At 72.5% G+C, this 16367-nt stretch carries 18 protein-coding genes; 7 read left to right on the top strand and 11 right to left on the bottom strand.

The annotated features are described in order from the left end of the window. Positions 1 to 21: 21 nt before the first annotated feature. Both ASE15_RS16525 and ASE15_RS16520 read right to left on the bottom strand, forming a co-directional pair. The gene (locus tag ASE15_RS16525) at positions 22 to 924 is read right to left on the bottom strand and encodes a serine hydrolase (RefSeq protein ID WP_157257676.1); all 903 of its coding nucleotides are present in this window, start codon (positions 922 to 924) and stop codon (positions 22 to 24) included. Beyond that, on the bottom strand, positions 917 to 1852 hold the full coding sequence (locus tag ASE15_RS16520; protein ID WP_056764491.1) for a LysR family transcriptional regulator: 936 nt from the start codon (positions 1850 to 1852) through the stop codon (positions 917 to 919). The genes ASE15_RS16525 and ASE15_RS16520 overlap by 8 nt, the downstream gene beginning before the upstream one ends. A 72-nt stretch (positions 1853 to 1924) precedes the next feature. Between ASE15_RS16520 and bla the strand changes: the two genes are divergently transcribed. Next, complete coding sequence (bla, locus tag ASE15_RS16515) at positions 1925 to 2857, top strand: class A beta-lactamase (protein ID WP_056764490.1); 933 nt, start codon at positions 1925 to 1927, stop codon at positions 2855 to 2857. Continuing rightward, the gene (locus ASE15_RS16510; protein WP_157257677.1) at positions 2854 to 3432 is read left to right on the top strand and encodes a hypothetical protein; all 579 of its coding nucleotides are present in this window, start codon (positions 2854 to 2856) and stop codon (positions 3430 to 3432) included. Before bla ends, ASE15_RS16510 begins: the two co-directional genes overlap by 4 nt. Here the strand turns inward: ASE15_RS16510 and ASE15_RS16505 are convergent. The 3 genes from ASE15_RS16505 to ASE15_RS16495 are packed head-to-tail and all read right to left on the bottom strand — an operon-like array spanning position 3429 to position 4338. Beyond that, a complete protein-coding gene (locus ASE15_RS16505; RefSeq protein WP_056652920.1) occupies positions 3429 to 3689 on the bottom strand; it encodes a metal-sensitive transcriptional regulator in 261 nt (86 codons plus the stop codon). The two genes, ASE15_RS16510 and ASE15_RS16505, sit on opposite strands and share 4 nt — an antisense overlap. After that, the gene (locus ASE15_RS16500; protein ID WP_056652923.1) at positions 3665 to 4156 is read right to left on the bottom strand and encodes a hypothetical protein; all 492 of its coding nucleotides are present in this window, start codon (positions 4154 to 4156) and stop codon (positions 3665 to 3667) included. Before ASE15_RS16500 ends, ASE15_RS16505 begins: the two co-directional genes overlap by 25 nt. Then, positions 4153 to 4338 (bottom strand): hypothetical protein, encoded by a 186-nt coding sequence (locus ASE15_RS16495; protein ID WP_056652926.1) that lies wholly within the window; start codon positions 4336 to 4338, stop codon positions 4153 to 4155. The genes ASE15_RS16500 and ASE15_RS16495 overlap by 4 nt, the downstream gene beginning before the upstream one ends. Positions 4339 to 4412: 74 nt before the next feature. Between ASE15_RS16495 and ASE15_RS16490 the strand changes: the two genes are divergently transcribed. Further along, entirely contained in the window at positions 4413 to 6278 is a 1866-nt protein-coding gene (locus tag ASE15_RS16490; RefSeq protein ID WP_056764488.1) for an FAD-dependent oxidoreductase, read from the top strand. A gap of 400 nt (positions 6279 to 6678) precedes the next feature. On the opposite strand, the gene ASE15_RS16485 is transcribed toward ASE15_RS16490, so the two are convergent. From ASE15_RS16485 to ASE15_RS16470, 4 genes are all read right to left on the bottom strand, one after another. Then, the gene (locus ASE15_RS16485) at positions 6679 to 7620 is read right to left on the bottom strand and encodes a carbohydrate ABC transporter permease (RefSeq protein ID WP_056652932.1); all 942 of its coding nucleotides are present in this window, start codon (positions 7618 to 7620) and stop codon (positions 6679 to 6681) included. Between the two features lies 1 nt (position 7621). Further along, positions 7622 to 8629, bottom strand: coding sequence for a carbohydrate ABC transporter permease (locus ASE15_RS16480; protein WP_082609046.1), 1008 nt, complete (start codon positions 8627 to 8629; stop codon positions 7622 to 7624). A gap of 2 nt (positions 8630 to 8631) precedes the next feature. Continuing rightward, complete coding sequence (locus tag ASE15_RS16475) at positions 8632 to 10026, bottom strand: extracellular solute-binding protein (RefSeq protein WP_082609092.1); 1395 nt, start codon at positions 10024 to 10026, stop codon at positions 8632 to 8634. A gap of 142 nt (positions 10027 to 10168) precedes the next feature. Further along, positions 10169 to 11467 carry an ROK family transcriptional regulator gene (locus ASE15_RS16470; RefSeq protein WP_056652935.1) on the bottom strand — a complete coding sequence of 433 codons (1299 nt, stop codon included), beginning with the start codon at positions 11465 to 11467 and terminating at the stop codon, positions 10169 to 10171. Positions 11468 to 11675: 208 nt separating this feature from the next. Between ASE15_RS16470 and ASE15_RS16465 the strand changes: the two genes are divergently transcribed. Further along, positions 11676 to 12323, top strand: a complete 648-nt coding sequence (locus ASE15_RS16465; RefSeq protein ID WP_082618521.1) for a GNAT family N-acetyltransferase — start codon at positions 11676 to 11678, stop codon at positions 12321 to 12323. An 11-nt stretch (positions 12324 to 12334) separates the two neighbouring features. Here ASE15_RS16465 and ASE15_RS16460 read toward each other — a convergent pair whose 3' ends face one another. Beyond that, positions 12335 to 12529, bottom strand: coding sequence for a hypothetical protein (locus ASE15_RS16460; RefSeq protein WP_056652938.1), 195 nt, complete (start codon positions 12527 to 12529; stop codon positions 12335 to 12337). 165 nt (positions 12530 to 12694) lie between these two features. Between ASE15_RS16460 and ASE15_RS16455 the strand changes: the two genes are divergently transcribed. Together ASE15_RS16455 and ASE15_RS16450 are read left to right on the top strand one after the other, a co-directional pair. Further along, complete coding sequence (locus ASE15_RS16455) at positions 12695 to 13315, top strand: histidine phosphatase family protein (protein WP_056764486.1); 621 nt, start codon at positions 12695 to 12697, stop codon at positions 13313 to 13315. 18 nt (positions 13316 to 13333) lie between these two features. Next, positions 13334 to 13855 (top strand): PH domain-containing protein, encoded by a 522-nt coding sequence (locus ASE15_RS16450; RefSeq protein ID WP_056764748.1) that lies wholly within the window; start codon positions 13334 to 13336, stop codon positions 13853 to 13855. Between the two features lie 72 nt (positions 13856 to 13927). Here the strand turns inward: ASE15_RS16450 and ASE15_RS16445 are convergent, their stop codons facing one another. Continuing rightward, positions 13928 to 14629 (bottom strand): MOSC domain-containing protein, encoded by a 702-nt coding sequence (locus ASE15_RS16445; protein WP_056764484.1) that lies wholly within the window; start codon positions 14627 to 14629, stop codon positions 13928 to 13930. 98 nt (positions 14630 to 14727) lie between these two features. Here ASE15_RS16445 and ASE15_RS16440 point away from each other — a divergent pair, with 98 nt between their 5' ends. Then, positions 14728 to 16275, top strand: a complete 1548-nt coding sequence (locus ASE15_RS16440; RefSeq protein ID WP_056652949.1) for an APC family permease — start codon at positions 14728 to 14730, stop codon at positions 16273 to 16275. Positions 16276 to 16367 lie beyond the last annotated feature (92 nt).

The raw sequence follows: 16367 nt of genomic DNA, 5'->3' as shown, positions 1-16367 counted from the left end.
GGTCCGCCTGCGGGGCGCCGCTCAGCGTCGCGATCGCAGCTCGTCGTGGAGCGCGCGGGCGGCGAACCCGAGGGCCTGCTCGGCCGCCGGCTGGATCCGTGCGGGCACGGTGGACTCGCTCAGCACGGCGATCGCGAACGTCGAGCCGTCGTGGTGCTCGAGGACCCCGACCTCGTGCCGCAGGTGCAGGAACGTCCCGGTCTTCGACGACCAGGTCGACGCGTCGCTCTCGAGGTCCGGTGCGAGCCGGTTCCGCAGGACGTTCCTGGCCAGGAGCGCACGGGTCCTCTCGACCGTCGCGCGGTCGAGCCGCTGTCCGGTCCACACCTCACGCAGCAGCCGGACGAGCCCCCGGGCCGTGCCCGCGTTCGCCTGCGTGACGTCGAGCTGCGGGACGAGGTGCCCCCGTCCCTCGGTCGTCGAACGGATGGCCAGGGAGAGCGCGAGATGCAGCTCGTCCGGGCCGAGGCGGCTCGCGAGGGTGCGGTGGAGCTCGTGGATGGGGTGCCGCAGCGTCACGTCCGTGATCCCGAGCGCGCGCAGCGTGGTGTTGACCTCGCCCGGTGGGCACAGCGCGAACAGGGCATCGGCCGCGGTGTCGTCGCTCAGGCAGGTGGCGAGGTACAGCAGGTCCTCGACGGCGACGCTCGCGGGATGGGCGAACTGCGAGAGCCCGGTCGGCCCCGGCGTCCGCTCGGACCTGCCGAGCGTGACGACCGCCGACAGGTCGATCGTCCCCGCCGCTGCCCGCTCGAGGACCGCGACCAGGAGAGGAAGCTTGACGACCGAGGCGAGCGGGTAGGGCACGTCCGGCTCGATCGCGAGCTCCCTGCCCGTCCCGAGATCCTGCACGAGGACCGAGGCCCGGAGCCCCGCTGCGTCGAGCACCCGGACGGCCTCCCCGACCACCGACCCGTCACCCACGGACGCGCTCCAGCCCGGTCTGCGTCGCACGGTCGCTCGCGTCGTCGGCCCCGAGCACGGTCACGACGGCAGACGAGCAGAGTGCGACGAACCGCGCCGCGAGGTTCTCGTCGGCCGCGCCCACCGCGTACGCCCGCACGAGCTGCTGGTCGCCGAGGGGGCACCAACGCAGGTCGTAGGTCGAGGCCTCGGGCCGTGTGCAGAGGACCAGGTCGTCGGACACGAGGATCTCGGACAGCGCTCGCACGGTCGACTCCGCGACGCGGACCTGGACGGGAGCGAGGCCCGCCTCGTCCCGGGCCCGCTCCATCCGGTCGCGGACGTGGGGCACGTCGTCCTCGGGCTGGAGCCAGAGCCGTCGCAGGGCTCCCGTCGGTCGTCCGCGCGCGGGGCGCAGCTCACCCAGGTGGAACGTCCCCGTCGCGTCGTCGTCCGGGTGGGAGCCGACCCCGAGCCGTGCGGTCCAGCGCGCCCGGTCCGAGGGGACGTTCTCGAGGAAGAGCGAGGTACGCCCGGACCGGAAGGCCTCGGCGCGTTCGGCCGGGTTCCCCGCGACAGGGGCCAGCGGAAGCCGCCCGGCAGCACCGGCTGCGCACAGCTCTGCCAGCACGAGCGCTGGCACCGACGGAGGGACGCCCACGCTCAGCGGGCGCGAACGAGATCGCCTGGCGTCGTCGACCAGGTCGGCGGCCGCACCGACGAGCCGGGCGGCGCTGGGCAGGACCCCGCGGCCGAGCGCGGTGAGCGCGACCCGCCGCGACGTCCGGTCGAACAGCCGCCCGCCCAGATGGGCCTCGAGGGCACCGATGCGTCGGCTCGCCACGGACTGGCTGATGCCCGCCGCCAGGGCGCCGGCCGTGAAGCTCTCCCGGTCGGCGACGGCGACGAACGCCTCGCACGCTGCCAGGACATCGAGTGATCGACCCATGGATGCCACTCTTGCATCGATGGGGGCATTTCGTGCTTTGTCTGCATCGATCGCCGCTCCGAGACTCGTGGCATGACTCCTCGAGACACGACCGCCCCACCGGTCTCCCGCCGATCCGTCCTCACCCTGCTCGCCGCTGCGGGGCTCACGGCCGCCTGCTCTCCGCACGGCACGGACCCTGCGGTCGCCGCCCCGGCCTCCGGATCACCGTCGACCGCGGGGCGACACGAGCTCGACGAGGCCCTGCGCGACCTCGAACGGTCGCGGTCGCTCACGGTCGGGGTGAGCGTGCGTGGCGGCGGCCGGGCGGACTACGGCTACCGCGCGGCCGAGCGCTTCCCGATGTGCTCGCTGTTCAAGCCGATCGCCGTGGGGGCGCTGCTCGCGGACAAGGCCTACGACGACGCGTACTGGTCGCGCGAGATCGCGTTCGGCCCGGAGGACCTCGTCGAGAACTCCCCCGTGACGTCCGCGACGACGACGTGGCGCATGACCCCCGCGCAGCTCGCCGACGCCGCGCTCCGCTTCAGCGACAACACCGCGGGCAACCTCGTGCTGCGGGAGATCGGCGGCCCGACGGCGGTCACGAGCTTCGCCGCCTCGCTCGGCGCGCGCGCGACGCGCCTCGACCGGATCGAGCCGCAGCTCAACGAGGCGACGCCGGGAGACGTCCGCGACACCTCGACGCCGGACGACGTCGCGCGCATCTACGGCGCGCTCCTGCTCGAGCGCGGGGCCGGCGCCCTGACCGCGGCACGGCTCGGGGACTGGATGCTGCGGAGCACCACGTCCGGCAAGCGTTTCCGCGCCGGCCTCGACGGCACCTACGAGCTCGCGGACAAGACCGGCGCGGGCGGCTACGGCGTCGTCAACGACGCGGGCGTCCTGTGGCGGCCCGGAGTCGAGCCGACGACACTCGTCGTCATGACCCGCACGGACTCTCCGGGGGCGACCTGGGACGACGAGGCGGTCGCCGCGATCACCCGTCTCGTCGTGGCCTCGTGAGCGCAGGACGCTGGGTGCTCGGGAGCCTGGTCACGATCCTGGCGGTCGGCACGCTCGGGGCCGTCCTCGTGCTGGGCGCGGTCGCGCTGCAGCTCGACTCCTGGGCCGATCGCTCGGCGAACCAGCCCGCGGACGCGGCCTCCCCGACCGTCTCGCCGTCACCGACCGGGGCCTGCCCGGCGACCGACGACGACACACCGGCCGGCTGCCTGCCGTACGACCCCGAAGCGCTCATGCGCTCGAACGACGCGTACCGGCAGCGGAGCTCCACCCCGGAGGACGCGGCTCTCGCGGCACGCTCGGTCCCGGCGGTCGAGGCGGCGCTTGCCGCGCTCGCCGGGTCCGGTGCGACGTTCCGCTCGCAGGACGTCGTCGACGCCCTGACCGCTGCGGGCTTCACCACGGTCCAGACCACGGGCGACACGGACGTCTGGGGAGACGGCACGACGGCTTTCGGGATCGGCGTGAGCGTCCCGGGCGGGTGCGTGTTCGGAGACGTCCGGCCGGGCGTGCTCGCGCTGGAGTCAGGCGGCCCGATCGCCGACGGCGGCTGTCTCGAGATGCCCTCGCACTAGGTCAGCGACAGGAAGAGCTTCTCGAGCTTCTGGACGTCGGCCGGGCCGTTCTCGTCGTCCGTGAGGCACTGCTTCATGCCCGACGCGATGATCGCGAACCCGGCGCGGTCGAGCGCCTTGGACACCGCGGAGAGCTGCATCACGAGGTCGGCGCAGTCGCCGCCCTCGTCGACCATCCGCACGACCGCGGCGAGCTGCCCCTGGGCGCGCTTGAGCCGGTTCGAGACCTTCTTCATCTCGTCCTTGTCGAGCTCCATGACTCTTCCTCTCGTCGCACGCACACGTCGCGGGTGCTGCTCGTGCGCTGCACCAGCCCGAACAGGACAACAGCCAGCGCGGGCAGCACCATCCCGACCTGGTGCGGCGCCTGGCCCACCAGGAACACCGCGGCGAGGACGGTGCCTCCCGAGACGACCGCGCACGGCGAGCACCCGAGGGTATCCCGCCAGACCTCGCCCCGGGCCGGGACGTAGGTCGCGAGCGTGAGTGCGCCGACGACGGCGACCACCGCGAGCAGCGCGACCCACCCGGGCGTGACCGCGGGCGACCAGCCGCCTCCGGCCTGCACGAGCAGCCAGAGCACTCCCGGTGCGAGAGAGGCGCCGACGACGAGCCGACGCCTCCCCCACACCTGCCGCCGGACCTGCACCGCGAGCGGCGCGGAGGCCGCGTCGGGCGCGAGCGGCCCGGGCGCCGCCGGCGCGGTCACGCCGGGCTCGGTCATGACCTGTTCGACCCGAACAGCCTCGCGAGGAACGAGCCGGGCGACGAGCCCTGCGACGGCTCGGCCGCGTGCCCCTCGCACCGGTCCTTGCGCGGGACGCCCCGCATGACGTCGTCGACGTGCTGGCCGCAGCCGGCCCACGTCGTCTTGCCGCACTTCTTGCAGGTCACAGCTCTGCACATGGTGATCCTCCTGATCGGGTTGATGATCAATATACCCCCCGGGGTATAGTCGTCCCGAACCCCAGGAGGAAAGCATGAAGATCGTCATCGTCGGAGGAGTCGCGGCAGGCATGTCCGCGGCCACCCGTCTGCGCCGTCTCTCGGAGGACGCCCAGATCGTCGTCCTCGAGGCCGGCGAGCACGTCTCGTTCGCCAACTGCGGTCTGCCGTACTACGCGGGCGGAGTCATCGAGGAGCGCGACGCGCTCCTCCTCCAGACCCCCGAGTCGCTCGCCGCCCGCTTCCGGATCGACGTCCGTGTCCGCCACCGCGTGACCGGGGTCGATGCCGCCGCGCACACCGTCACCGTCCGCGACCTGACCACGGGCCTGGACCACGTCGAGACCTACGACCGCCTCGTCCTGAGCCCCGGCGCGCGCCCGATCGTCCCGCCCGCGCCCGGCATGGAGCGCGCCCTCGTGCTGCGCGACGTGTCCGACGTCGACCGGATCGTCGCGGCGATCGAGGGCAGCGCGGCCGATGGCTTCCCCGTCGGCGCCGGCGTCGACGCGCCGGTCGGCCCAGCCGACCCGTCGGAGACAGCCGACCCGACCGGCGCACCCGCGCCCCTGGGCGAGCCCTCGACCGACCACCTCCGCGCGCCCGCCCGCTCGGCCGTCGTGATCGGCGGCGGGTTCGTCGGGGTCGAGGTCGCGGAGAACCTCGTCCACCGGGGCCTGGCCGTGACGCTCGTCGAGCTCTCCGACCAGGTCCTGGCCCCGCTCGACCCCGAGATGGCCGACCGCGTCCGGCAGGAGCTCGAGGCCCACGGCGTGGACGTCCGCACGTCCACGCAGGTCAGTGCGCTCGGCCCCGACACGGCCGAGCTCACGTCCGCGGACGGCTCGCCACGCGGAGAGGTCCCGGCCGACCTCGTGGTCGCCGCGGTCGGCGTCCGACCCGACGTCGAGCTCGCGGTCCTCGCTGGCGCGAGGACGGGCCCCCGCGGCGGCATCCTGGTCGACGAGGACCTGCGCACCTCGGTCCCCGACGTGTTCGCCGTGGGCGACGCCGCGACCAAGCGCGACGGGCTCGCCGCGGGCTCGGGCCCCGCCGGGGCCGACGAGCCCACGCTCATCCCGCTCGCCAACCTCGCCAACAGGCACGGCCGCCACGTCGCCGACGTGATCCTCGGCCGCCGCGCCGGCATGCGCCCCTCGGTGGGCACGGCCGTCGTCGGGGTGTTCGGGCTCACGGCCGCGACCGTGGGACGCAACGAGAAGCGCCTGCGCGCGGAGGGGCGCCCCTACCGCGCGATCCACACGCACCCCGCCCAGCACGCGGGCTACTACCCGGGGGCGAGCCAGATGGCCCTCAAGCTCCTCGTCGACCCCGAGACCGACCTGATCCTGGGTGCCCAGGGCGTCGGGCGGGACGGCGTCGACAAGCGCATCGACGTCCTCGCCACGGCCATCGCGGGCGGCCTCACGGCCTCCGACCTGGCCGACCTCGAGCTCGCGTACGCCCCGGCGTACGGCTCGGCCAAGGACCCCGTCAACATGCTCGGCTACGTGGCCGACAACCTGCGCACGGGCGAGACCCGCAGCGTCCAGTGGCACGAGCTCGACGACCTCGTCGCCCAGGGGGCGACCGTGGTCGACGTCCGCACGCCCGGCGAGCACGCGCGCGGGACCGTCGAGCCCGACGGCGGTACGGGCACGTTCCCCGCGCTCAACGTGCCGCTCGACGAGCTGCGCGCACGGGCCGCGGCCGAGATCCCGACCGGGGTACCCGTCGTCGTGCACTGCCAGGTGGGGCAGCGCGGGCACACGGCCGCGCGCCTGCTCAGCCAGCTCGGCTACGACGTGCGCAACCTCGACGGCGGGTACCTCACGTGGCGTGACGGGATGCTCGCGCGCCGGATGAGCGGCGCGTCCGAGCTCGCGGACGCCCGGGCCTGACCCGGCCGGCAGCGGTGCCGGGGCTGCCTACGATGGTCGGGTCCCCGCACCCGCGGCCGGCCGCGCCACACGACGCGACCCGCGCAGCCCGTGCGCCAGCAACCCCGGCAGGAGCCCCATGCCCGTCCGTCCCCGCACCGTCCTGCTCATCTCGGTGGGCGTCGCCGTCGTCCTGCTCGGGTCGCTCGTGGTGTTCCTGTCGATCGTGGGCCTCGACGGCGTGGCCTGAGGCAGGGACTGCCCGGGGCGGGCACGGGCTGAGGTGCGCCGCACCGCCCGGGGTGCGCGCCGCCGTCGGGCCGGAGCGCACGAAGGGGCCGCCCGACGCGGACGTCGAGCGGCCCCGCACCTCCACCGCGGGCTCCCGGCCCAGTTCCGGTCCCCCGCGGCACCTCCCGGACTACCCCTTCACACCTGAGAAGGAGATCCCTTCGACGAACGTCTTCTGGGCGACGAAGAAGATCGCGACGACGGGGATCATCGCGAGCAGCGTCGCCGCCATGGTCAGGTTCCACTGCACCTGGTGCACCCCGCGGAACGACGCGAGGCCCAGGGACAGCGTCCAGCTCTGGGGGTTCTCCCCGGTGTAGAGGAGCGGACCGAAGTAGTCGTTCCACGTGTACATGAACGTGAACAGCGCGGCGGCCGCGACGCCCGGCTTGGCCATGGGCAGGATCACGCGCCGCAGGATGCCGAGCTCGCTCAGGCCGTCGAGCCGCGCGGCCTCCGAGTAGGACTCGGGGATCGTGAGGAAGAACTGGCGCAGCAGGAAGATGCTGAACGCGTCTCCCACGAAGTACGGGACGATCAGCGGCCACAGCGTCCCGGTCATGTCGAGCCGCGCCCACAGGATGTACAGCGGAACGGCCACGACCTGCGGCGGCAGGAGCATCGCCACGACCGTGAGCACGAACGACAGGTTGCGCCCCTTCCAGCGCAGCCGCGCGAGCGCGTACGCCACGGGCACCGACGACAGCAGCATGCCGAGCGTCGCGAGCAGCGAGTAGACGAGCGAGTTCAGGTAGTACCGCAGCATGGGCGCCTTGTCGAAGACCGCGGCGAAGTTCTCCGCGTGCCACGACGTGGGCCACCAGGCGCCCGTGAGCGCCTGCTGGTCGGACATGAAGGCCGTGAGCACCACGAACACGATCGGGGCCATGAACATCACGGCCAGGACGATCGCGAACGAGTGCGTCGCGACCGAGGAAGCGATCCGCTGGGCGCGCGGGCTCAGGCGGAACCCTGGCAGCTGGGCCGACGGGCGCGCGGTGCGCGACGTGCGCCCGTGACGGTGCGGAGCGGACGAGCCGGCGGGGGCCGGCAGGGTCGTGGAAGTGGTCATGTCAGGCACCTGCCTCGTCGGAGCCTCGGGTCATGCGGCGCAGCACGAGGAGCGTGAACGCGCCCGACACGAGGAAGAGCACGACCGCCATCGCGGAGGCGTAGCCCATGTTGTAGTACTGGAATCCCTGCTGGTAGAGCCACATGGGGAACGTCATGGTCGAGTTCTCCGGGTAGCCCGCGAGCTGGCTGCTGCCCGCGACCTGCGACGAACCCGAGGCCACCGACCCCGCGACCATGGCCTGCGTGAAGAACTGCAGGCCCGCGATCACGGACGTGACGACCGAGAAGAGCAGGACGGGGACGATCGACGGCAGGGTCACGTGCCAGAACTTCCGCCACGCCCCCGCGCCGTCGAGGCCCGCGGCCTCGTACAGCTCGGTCGGGACGTCGAGCAGCGAGGCGAGGACGATGATCATGAGCTCGCCCACGCCCCACAGGACGAGCATTGTCAGCGCGGGCTTGGCGAGCGCCGGGTCCTGGAACCACAGCGGCCCTTCGATCCCGAACCAGCCGAGCACCTTGTTGACCGGACCCGAACCGGGGTTGAAGAGGAACACGAACGCGAGCGTGCCGGCGACGGGGGGCACGAGGGCCGGCAGGTAGTACAGGGTGCGGAAGATGCCCGTGGCCCGCTTGACCTTGGTCAGCGTCACCGCGGTCACGAGCGCGAACAGCACGCGTCCCACCGTGATCGCGACCGTGAGCCACGCAGTGTTCCTGATCGCGATCCACATGATGGGGTCCGCGGTGAACATGTGCGTGTAGTTGCGCAGGCCCACGAAGGTCGGGGCGGAGATGAGGTCGTAGTTCGTGAACGAGAAGTAGACGGTCGAGACCAGCGGGTACACCAGGAACAGCGTGAACCCGACGATCCAGGGCGCCATGAAGGCGAGGACGGTCAGCGCACGGCGCCGCGAGCGCTTGCGCCGCAGAGCAGGGCCCGCCGGGTCCCCCGGCCGCACGGTGGCGGCCGGGGAACCGGGGTGGCCAGGAGCCAGGACGGTCATGGTCAGCCGCCGATGCCCTTGGCGTTCTCGATGTCCGTGTCGACCTGGGCGAGAGCGGCGTCGAGGTCGCTCACGCCGCCCGCCTGCCACTTGTCGAAGAAGTCGGACACGGTCTTGAGGTAGGCACCGCCGTTCGCCGACGGCGGGTTGTTGGACAGCCCGTCCGAGGCGAACACGTCGAGGAACGTCTGGAACTGAGGCGTGACCTCGAGCTCGGGCGACTCGAGCGAGTCGAGCGTCGTCGGGACGTTCTTGAGCCCGTTGGACATCGCCACGAGCGAGCCCGTGTCGAAGGCCAGGTACTTGACGAGCTCGAACGCGGCCCCGGGGTTCTCGGCTCCCTGCGGGATGCCGATCACGGTGCCCGTCGCGTACCCGCCGCCGTACTCGTCGACCCGGTCGTCGCTCACGGGGACCGGGGCGGTCGCGTAGGCCAGGTCGGGCGCGGCGTCGTCGATGAACGCCGTGCGGTACTCCCCGTCGAGGGCCATCGCGATGCGGCCCGTCTGGAAGTCCTGGTCGGCCGAGTACTGCTGCCCCGACCCGGCGACGAACTTCTGCAGCTTGTCGTAGCCGTACCAGTCGACGAGCTCCTTCTGCCAGGTCGCGAGGGCGGCCCACGCCGGGTCGGTCGAGATGCTCGACGTCCCCGAGTCGTCGGTCCAGTGCGCGCCGAACATGGGGCCGACGACCTGCGGGGTGTTGGCGTAGAAGTTCATGAGCGGCACGAACCCGGCGACCTTGATGGAGCCGTCCTCGTTGAACTGCGTGAGCTTCTTGGCTGTCTCGAGGAGCTCGCTCGTGGTGCGGGGCGGCTCGGTCACGCCTGCCGCCGCGAACTGGTCGAGGTTGTAGTAGAGCCCGTAGACGTCGGCGAGCATGGGGAGAGCGCAGCGCGTGCCCTCGAACTCGGTGTAGCCGCGCACGGCCGCAGGGATCTGCTCGAGGTCGACGCCGTCCCGCTCGATGAACGGCCCGAGGTCCTGCCAGGCTCCCGACGAGCAGTTCTGCCCCACGTAGTCGGTCGAGAAGGACACCGCGACGTCGGGTGCGTTGCCCCCGCGGATGGCCTGGGCGAGCTTGTCGTCGTCCTGGCTGCCCTGGCTCGTGACGGTGTAGTTGGGGTGGTCGGCCTCGAAGCGGGCGACCGCTTCGTCGATGATGCCGAGCTCGCGGTCGGAGAAGCCGCTCCAGATCGAGATCGACACCTCCTCGTCGTCGGCGGGGGCCGCGGTGCTGCCCCCGCCGCCGTCGGTCCCGGCGGTGCAGGCGGAGAGCGCGAGGGCGCTCACGGCGAGCGTCCCGACGGCGGAGGTCACCCGGGCGCGGACGCGTCCGGTGGTCCGGCCCGCCCGGGCGGGGACGCCTCGGGACGGGAGGTTCAGGGTGCGGATCATCATCGTTCCTTCGAGAAATGGGCGCGAGAGAGCCCGGGACGGCGTGGTGCCTGGTGGAGGGTGCGACGGGTCAGGGGGTGGTCGACCGGGTCGCGTGAGGTGTGGGGTCTGGTGGTCGAACGGTCCGGGCGGACCGTGCGGGCTAGGAGGGGGTGACGCTCCCCGCTCCGAAGACGCGGCGTCTTGCCTCGTCGAGGGCAGCGGCGAGAGCTCCTTCGACGACGCCGTTGCCTCGGGCGGTGGACAGGAGGACAGGAGCAAGAGCGCCGTGCTCCGTGCGGAGGGCCGTGGCGACGCGGCCGCGGAGCGGCTCACCGCCGGCGACGGCGACCTCGCCCCCGAGCACCACGGCGTCGGGGTCGAGGACGCCGACGACCATGCTCAGGACCACCGCGAGACGCCGACCGAGGTCGTCGAGGAAGTCCCCGGCGTCGCCGACCGGCTCGCTGCTGGCCCGCTCGAGCGCGCTCGTCGCGGCCTTGCGGACCTCGGGGCTGCGGGCGGCGTCGGACGCCCTGCCTTCCGGAGCGGGGTCGATCCGCAGCGTGTCGAGCGGTGCGGAGTCGAAGGGGGGAAGGCGGTAGGCCTGCGCGAGGCGCGCGACGCCGTCGAGCTGGACGAGGTTGGCGACGTTGCGACGCCCCTCGGGCTCACGGCCCCGGCGGGCGGGGTCGGGGACCGGGACGTGGTCGATCTCGCCAGCGCCGCCCCGACGACCACGGCGGATCCGCCGGTCGAGGAGCGTCGCAGCACCTACTCCCTGGTCGACCCAGAGCACGAAGAGGTCGGTGACGTCCGCGAGGTCCTCGCGCCCGAGCTCCGCGAGCGCGACGAGGTTGACGTCGTTCTCGACCGCGACGGGGACACCCAGCACCTCGCCCAGCTGGGCCTCGACGTCCTGGTCGTTCCAGACCTCGATGTGCGGCGCGTAGGCGAGCCGTCCGGTCGCCGGGTCGATCGACCCGGGGAAGCCGACCGCGACCTGGAGCAGGTCGGCGAGGCCGATCTCGGCCTGCGCACAGGCCTCCTCCACGACGGTACGGACCAGCGCGAGGTGCGCGCCGTCGGGGTGCTCCTCGGCGGCCCACTCGGTCTCGCGCTCGGACCGGCCGACCACCTGACCGCTCAGGTCGGCGACGAGGACCGAGATCTTGCCGACCGCGACGTCGACGCCGGCCGCGTAGCCGGCGGCTGCACGCAACGTCCAGACGACGGCGCGCGGACCGGGTCGGCCGTCGCGGTGACCCGACCGCTCGACGAGCCGGGCCGCCTCGAGGCGAGCCACGAGGGTCGCGGTCGCGGGCTTGGACAGCCCGAGTCGTTCCTGGAGCCCTGCGGAGGTCATGGGCCCGTGCCGGAGCAGCGCCTCGAGCGCCGCCCCGTCGTTGAGGGCGCGCAGGACGGTCGCGTTGCCGACCCTCTTGGTGCTGTCCGTGCTCACTGCGTCGTCTCCTGACCGAGCCCGACGTCTGCGGTGCTCCGGCTCAAGAGTGCCTGAACCTGACGTCACCATCGATGTCGGTCGAATTAATTGTCTGTAAACTTGACTAGTAATCTTCCACACGGAGTCGCCCCGCGCAAGAGGCCGAGTCAGAACCGTGACCTCAGCACCGAGACGGACGACCCCGCGGACCCGAGGGAGCACCACCGTGAGAATCCGTCCCTACGCGCCCAGCGACCTGGACGCGCTCTACGACATCTGTCTGCGCACGGGGGACAACGGCCGGGACGCGAGCAACCGCTTCGCCGACCCGCGGCTCCTCGGAGAGGTCTATGCCGCCCCCTACGCGGCCCACGACCCGGGGCTCGTCTCGGTCCTCGTCACCGACGACGAGCGCGTGGTCGGGTACCTGATCGGCTGCCGCGACACCCTCGCCTTCGAGGACTGGTGCGAACGGGAGTGGTGGCCGGAGCTGCGGACCCGGCACCTGCTGCCCGACCCGGCCGACGAGTCCCCCGACGCAGGCCTGGTCCGCCAGATCCACGACCGGTCGGTCGAGGTGCGCCCCTGGCTCGTCGACCCTGCTTCGCACCCCGCACACCTGCACATCGACCTGCTGCCCGAGGCCCAGGGCGGCGGGTGGGGGCGGCGGCTCGTCGAGCGTCTCGTGGACCAGCTGGTGGCCCTCGACGTCCCCGGACTGCACCTCGGCGTGGGGTCGGAGAACACGGGCGCGATCGCGTTCTACGAACGCCTGGGACTCGCTCCGCTCGACGGGCCCGACGGCGCCCTCACCCTGGGGAGGCACCTTCCCGTCCGCGACGGGGTCGGGTCGGCCGAGGGTCGTGCCGGATAGCTCCGGACCGGTCAGACGACCTCGTGGGCCCCGGACCAGGACGCCACGGTGCGCTGGTCGGAGGTCTGGAGCGTGAAGGACGTCAGCGGCAGGTTCCCGCTGCGCTTGCGTGACCGGACGACGTCGAGCGCCGCCTCGTCGCTCTCGGCCTCGAACGGTTCGCCTCGGAGCGCAGCGGTGACCGTCAGGATCGAGTAGGTAGTCATGACGGTCGAGCCTAGAGGTACCGACCGGCATCCGACGACCCCCGACTCCGTCACACCCCCGCCCGCCCGGTCCCGCGCGCGGGGCGACGCGAGCGCCCTGCGGGTGCTCCGCCGTCGGGCCTGGGAGATGCTCAGGGGACCACGTCCCGACGCCCGGAGGCCCTCATGCCCGACCCCCAGCTCGTGCTCCTGCGGCACGGCGAGACCGAGTGGAGCCTGACCGGGCAGCACACCGGGACGAGCGACATCCCCCTGACCCCGCACGGCGAGGAGCAGGCGCGCGGCGCCGGGGCGTTCCTCGCCGGGCGCGAGTTCGCGCTCGAGCTCCGCAGCCCCCTGCTGCGCGCCCGGCGGACCGCCGAGCTCGCCGGGTTCCCCGACGCGGTCGCCGACCCGAACCTCGCCGAGTGGGACTACGGCCCCGTCGAGGGGCGCACGGCCGACGAAGTGAGCCGCGAGCTCGGACGGGACTGGCTCATCTTCCGCGACGGGGTGCACGTCGTCCCCGGTACACAGGGGGCGGCGGACGCCCGGCCCGGCGAGACGCTCGACGACGTCGCCGAGCGTGCGCGGGCCGTCGTCCGCCGCGCCGAGCCCGTGCTGCGCGACGGCGGCGACGTGCTGCTCGTCGCGCACGGGCACCTGCTGCGCGTGCTCGCGGCCGTGTGGCTCGAGCTGGGCCCGGCGGCCGCCGCGCGGTTCGAGCTCGGGACCGCGAGCGTGAGCCTGCTCGGCCACGGGCACGGACTGCACACCATGGAGGGCTGGAACCTGCCGACCGCGTGAGGTGGCACGATGCTCCCCATGAGCGTCAACAAGAACCTCGCCGAGGGCGAGACCGTCGTCATGGAGCTGCGGACCCACCCCAAGGCCCTGTTCCTGCCGATCCTCGTCCTGATCCTGATCGTGGCCGCCGCGACGGCCATCCTCTGGTTCTCGCCCGAGCACCCCGTGGTCCTCTGGGGCACGCTCGGCGTCGCCGCGGTCGCGGCGGTGGTCTGGGTCGTGGTGCCGCACCTGCGGTGGCTGACCACGAACTACACCGTGACGACCAAGCGCCTCTCGACCCGCTCGGGCATCATCACGCGCACGGGCCGCGACATCCCGCTCTACCGCATCAACGACGTCACGTACGAGAAGGACCTGGTCGACCGGATGTTCGGCTGCGGGACGCTCATCATCTCGGACGCGACCGCCAAGCCGGGCATGACCCTGCCCGACGTCCCGCGCGTCGAGGAGGTCCAGGTCCGGCTGCACGAGCTGCTGTTCGCGGCCGACGACGGCTCGGACGACGGCGAGTGGCCCCCGAGCGAGCCCACGCGCTGAGCCACCCCGCGCTCCCGCCGAGTGCATGATTCGGCTGCGACACACCCGGCGTGTCGCAGCCGAATCATGCACTCAACGTTGACCGACGGCGCGCTCGGCCCGCTCCCGCATCTCTGCCGACAGCCGGATCTCGCCCTCTGCTGCGGACGCCAAGAGCCGCCGCGCGACCTCGACCGTCGTCCCCGCGACGCGCGCCCCGAACCAGTCGGCGATGGTCACGCCGTGCGAAGGCCGGAACACGACCTCGACCGTGTCACCCGCCTGCACCTCCCCGGTCGTCACGACGCGCAGGTACGCGCCCGTCCGGTTGGCGTCGGTGAAGCGCTTGACCCAGCGGTCCTCGCCCAGGCGCCGTGCGAACGTCGAGCAGGGCGTGCGCGGCTGCGTGACCTCGAGCACCGCGCTGCCGACCTGCCACCGCTCGCCGATGAGCGCCCCGCTCGCCGCGACGCCGCGCGTACGGAAGTTCTCGCCGAACAGCCCGGGCGCAACCTCGTAGCCGAGCTCGCCTGACCAGTGGTCCGCGTCCTCCTGCGAGTACGCGTACACGGCCTGCTCCTCGCCGCCGTGGTGCGCGCGGTCCGCCTGGACGTCGGCGTACAGGCCCAGGGGCCGGACCCGGACCGGTCCCTCGACGGGGCGCTTGTCGATCGCGGTCACGCCGACCGCGCCCGCGTCGGGCAGCAGCACGTGCACGCGGCACACGGCCAGGAGCTCCCCGGTCGCGCCGAGCGGCGCACCGGGACGGGTGGGTTCCGGGGTTGCGGTGGTCATCGGAGGATTCTCCCAGGTGCGCGGGCGCCGCGGACAGCGGCCCGACGGCGTCGGGCCCCCACCGCGCGTGATGCCCACCCGGCCGACAGACTGGAGCGATGGCCAAAGGTGTTCTGCGACTCAAGTCCGTCGAGGAGTCCCTCGCGTCCCTCGACGACCCGGAACGCTCGCTCAAGCGCGACCTGAACGCCTGGGACCTCGCGGTCATGGGCGTCGCGGTCGCGGTCGGGGCGGGCATCTTCTCGGTCGGTGCGACGGCCGCCGCGAACTTCGCCGGGCCCTCGGTCATCATCTCGTTCGTCATCGCCTCGATCGTGTGCGCGCTGGCCGTCATGTGCTACGCCGAGTTCGCCTCGGCGCTGCCCATCGCGGGCTCGGCCTACACGTTCTCCTACGCGACCATGGGCGAGCTCGTCGCGTGGATCATCGGCTGGGACCTCATCCTGGAGATGCTGCTCGCGGCGGCCGTGATCGCGAAGTTCTGGGGCATCTACCTCGCGGACGCGTTCTCGCTGTTCGGCGTGGACCTGCCGCTGAGCATCCCGATCGGCCCGGTCGACCTCGAGTGGGGGCCGGTGTTCATCGTCGGGGTCTTCACGACGCTCCTCGCGATCGGCACCAAGCTCAGCAGCCGCATCAACAGCGTGTTCACGATCATCAAGGTCGCGATCACGCTGTTCGTGATCGTCGTGGGCTTCTTCTACGTCAAGGCCGAGAACTACACGCCGTTCATCCCGCCGTCGCAGCCCGCCCCCGAGAAGACGGCGCTCGAGCAGCCCCTGTTCGGGTTCCTCACGGGCCTCGAACCCACGACGTACGGCGTCATGGGCCTGCTCGCGGGCGCGGCGCTCGTGTTCTTCGCGTTCATCGGGTTCGACGTCGTCGCGACCACGGCCGAGGAGGCCAAGAACCCGCAGAAGACCATCCCCAAGGGCATCCTCAGCGGTCTCGCGGTCGTCACGGTGCTGTACATCCTGGTGACGCTCGTGGTCACGGGCATGGTCCCGTACACCGACCTCGCGGCCTCGGACGACCCCTCGCTGACCACGGCCTTCATCCTGGTGGGCGCGGACTGGGCCGGGCGCGTCATCTCGGTGGGCATCCTCATCGGCCTGACGACCGTCATCATGGTCCTGCTCCTGGGCCTCACGCGCGTCATGTTCTCGATGAGCCGCGACGGCCTGCTGCCGCGCGGCGTCTCCAAGACCTCGCACCGCTTCCACACCCCGGTCCGTCTCCAGGTCGGGGCGGGCATCGTGGTCGCGCTCATCGCGGGGCTCGCGCAGGTCGAGCTGCTCGAGGAGATGATCAACATCGGGACGCTCTCGGCGTTCGTGCTCGTGAGCTTCGGCATCCCGATCCTGCGCCGCTCGCGCCCCGACATCGCGCGCGGCTTCCGCGTCCCGTGGTCGCCCGTGCTGCCCATCTTCTCGGGCGTCGCGTGCCTGTGGCTCATGACGAACCTAACGACCCTCACGTGGTTGCGGTTCCTCGTGTGGGTCGTGATCGGGCTCGTGCTCTACGCGTCGTTCGGGTACCGCAACAGCCTGCTCTCGAAGCGCAACGTGGCGGCGCGCGAGGCGGCTGAGGCTGCGGGTGCGCCGGGTGGGGCAGGCGCGCCGGGCGACCCGGCCCCACCTGCCTGACCTTCCCGTGCACGACGGCGCCCCCTCCTCCGGCGAGAGTCTCACCGGAGGAGGGGGCGCCGTCGTGCATTGCCGCCGAGGTAGAGGGATCA

The organism is Oerskovia sp. Root22 (genome assembly GCF_001429135.1).
GTDB lineage: Bacteria > Actinomycetota > Actinomycetes > Actinomycetales > Cellulomonadaceae > Oerskovia > Oerskovia enterophila.
The sequence above is the reverse complement of the archived record's forward strand: the minus strand, read 5'-3'. Positions and strand labels throughout refer to the sequence as shown.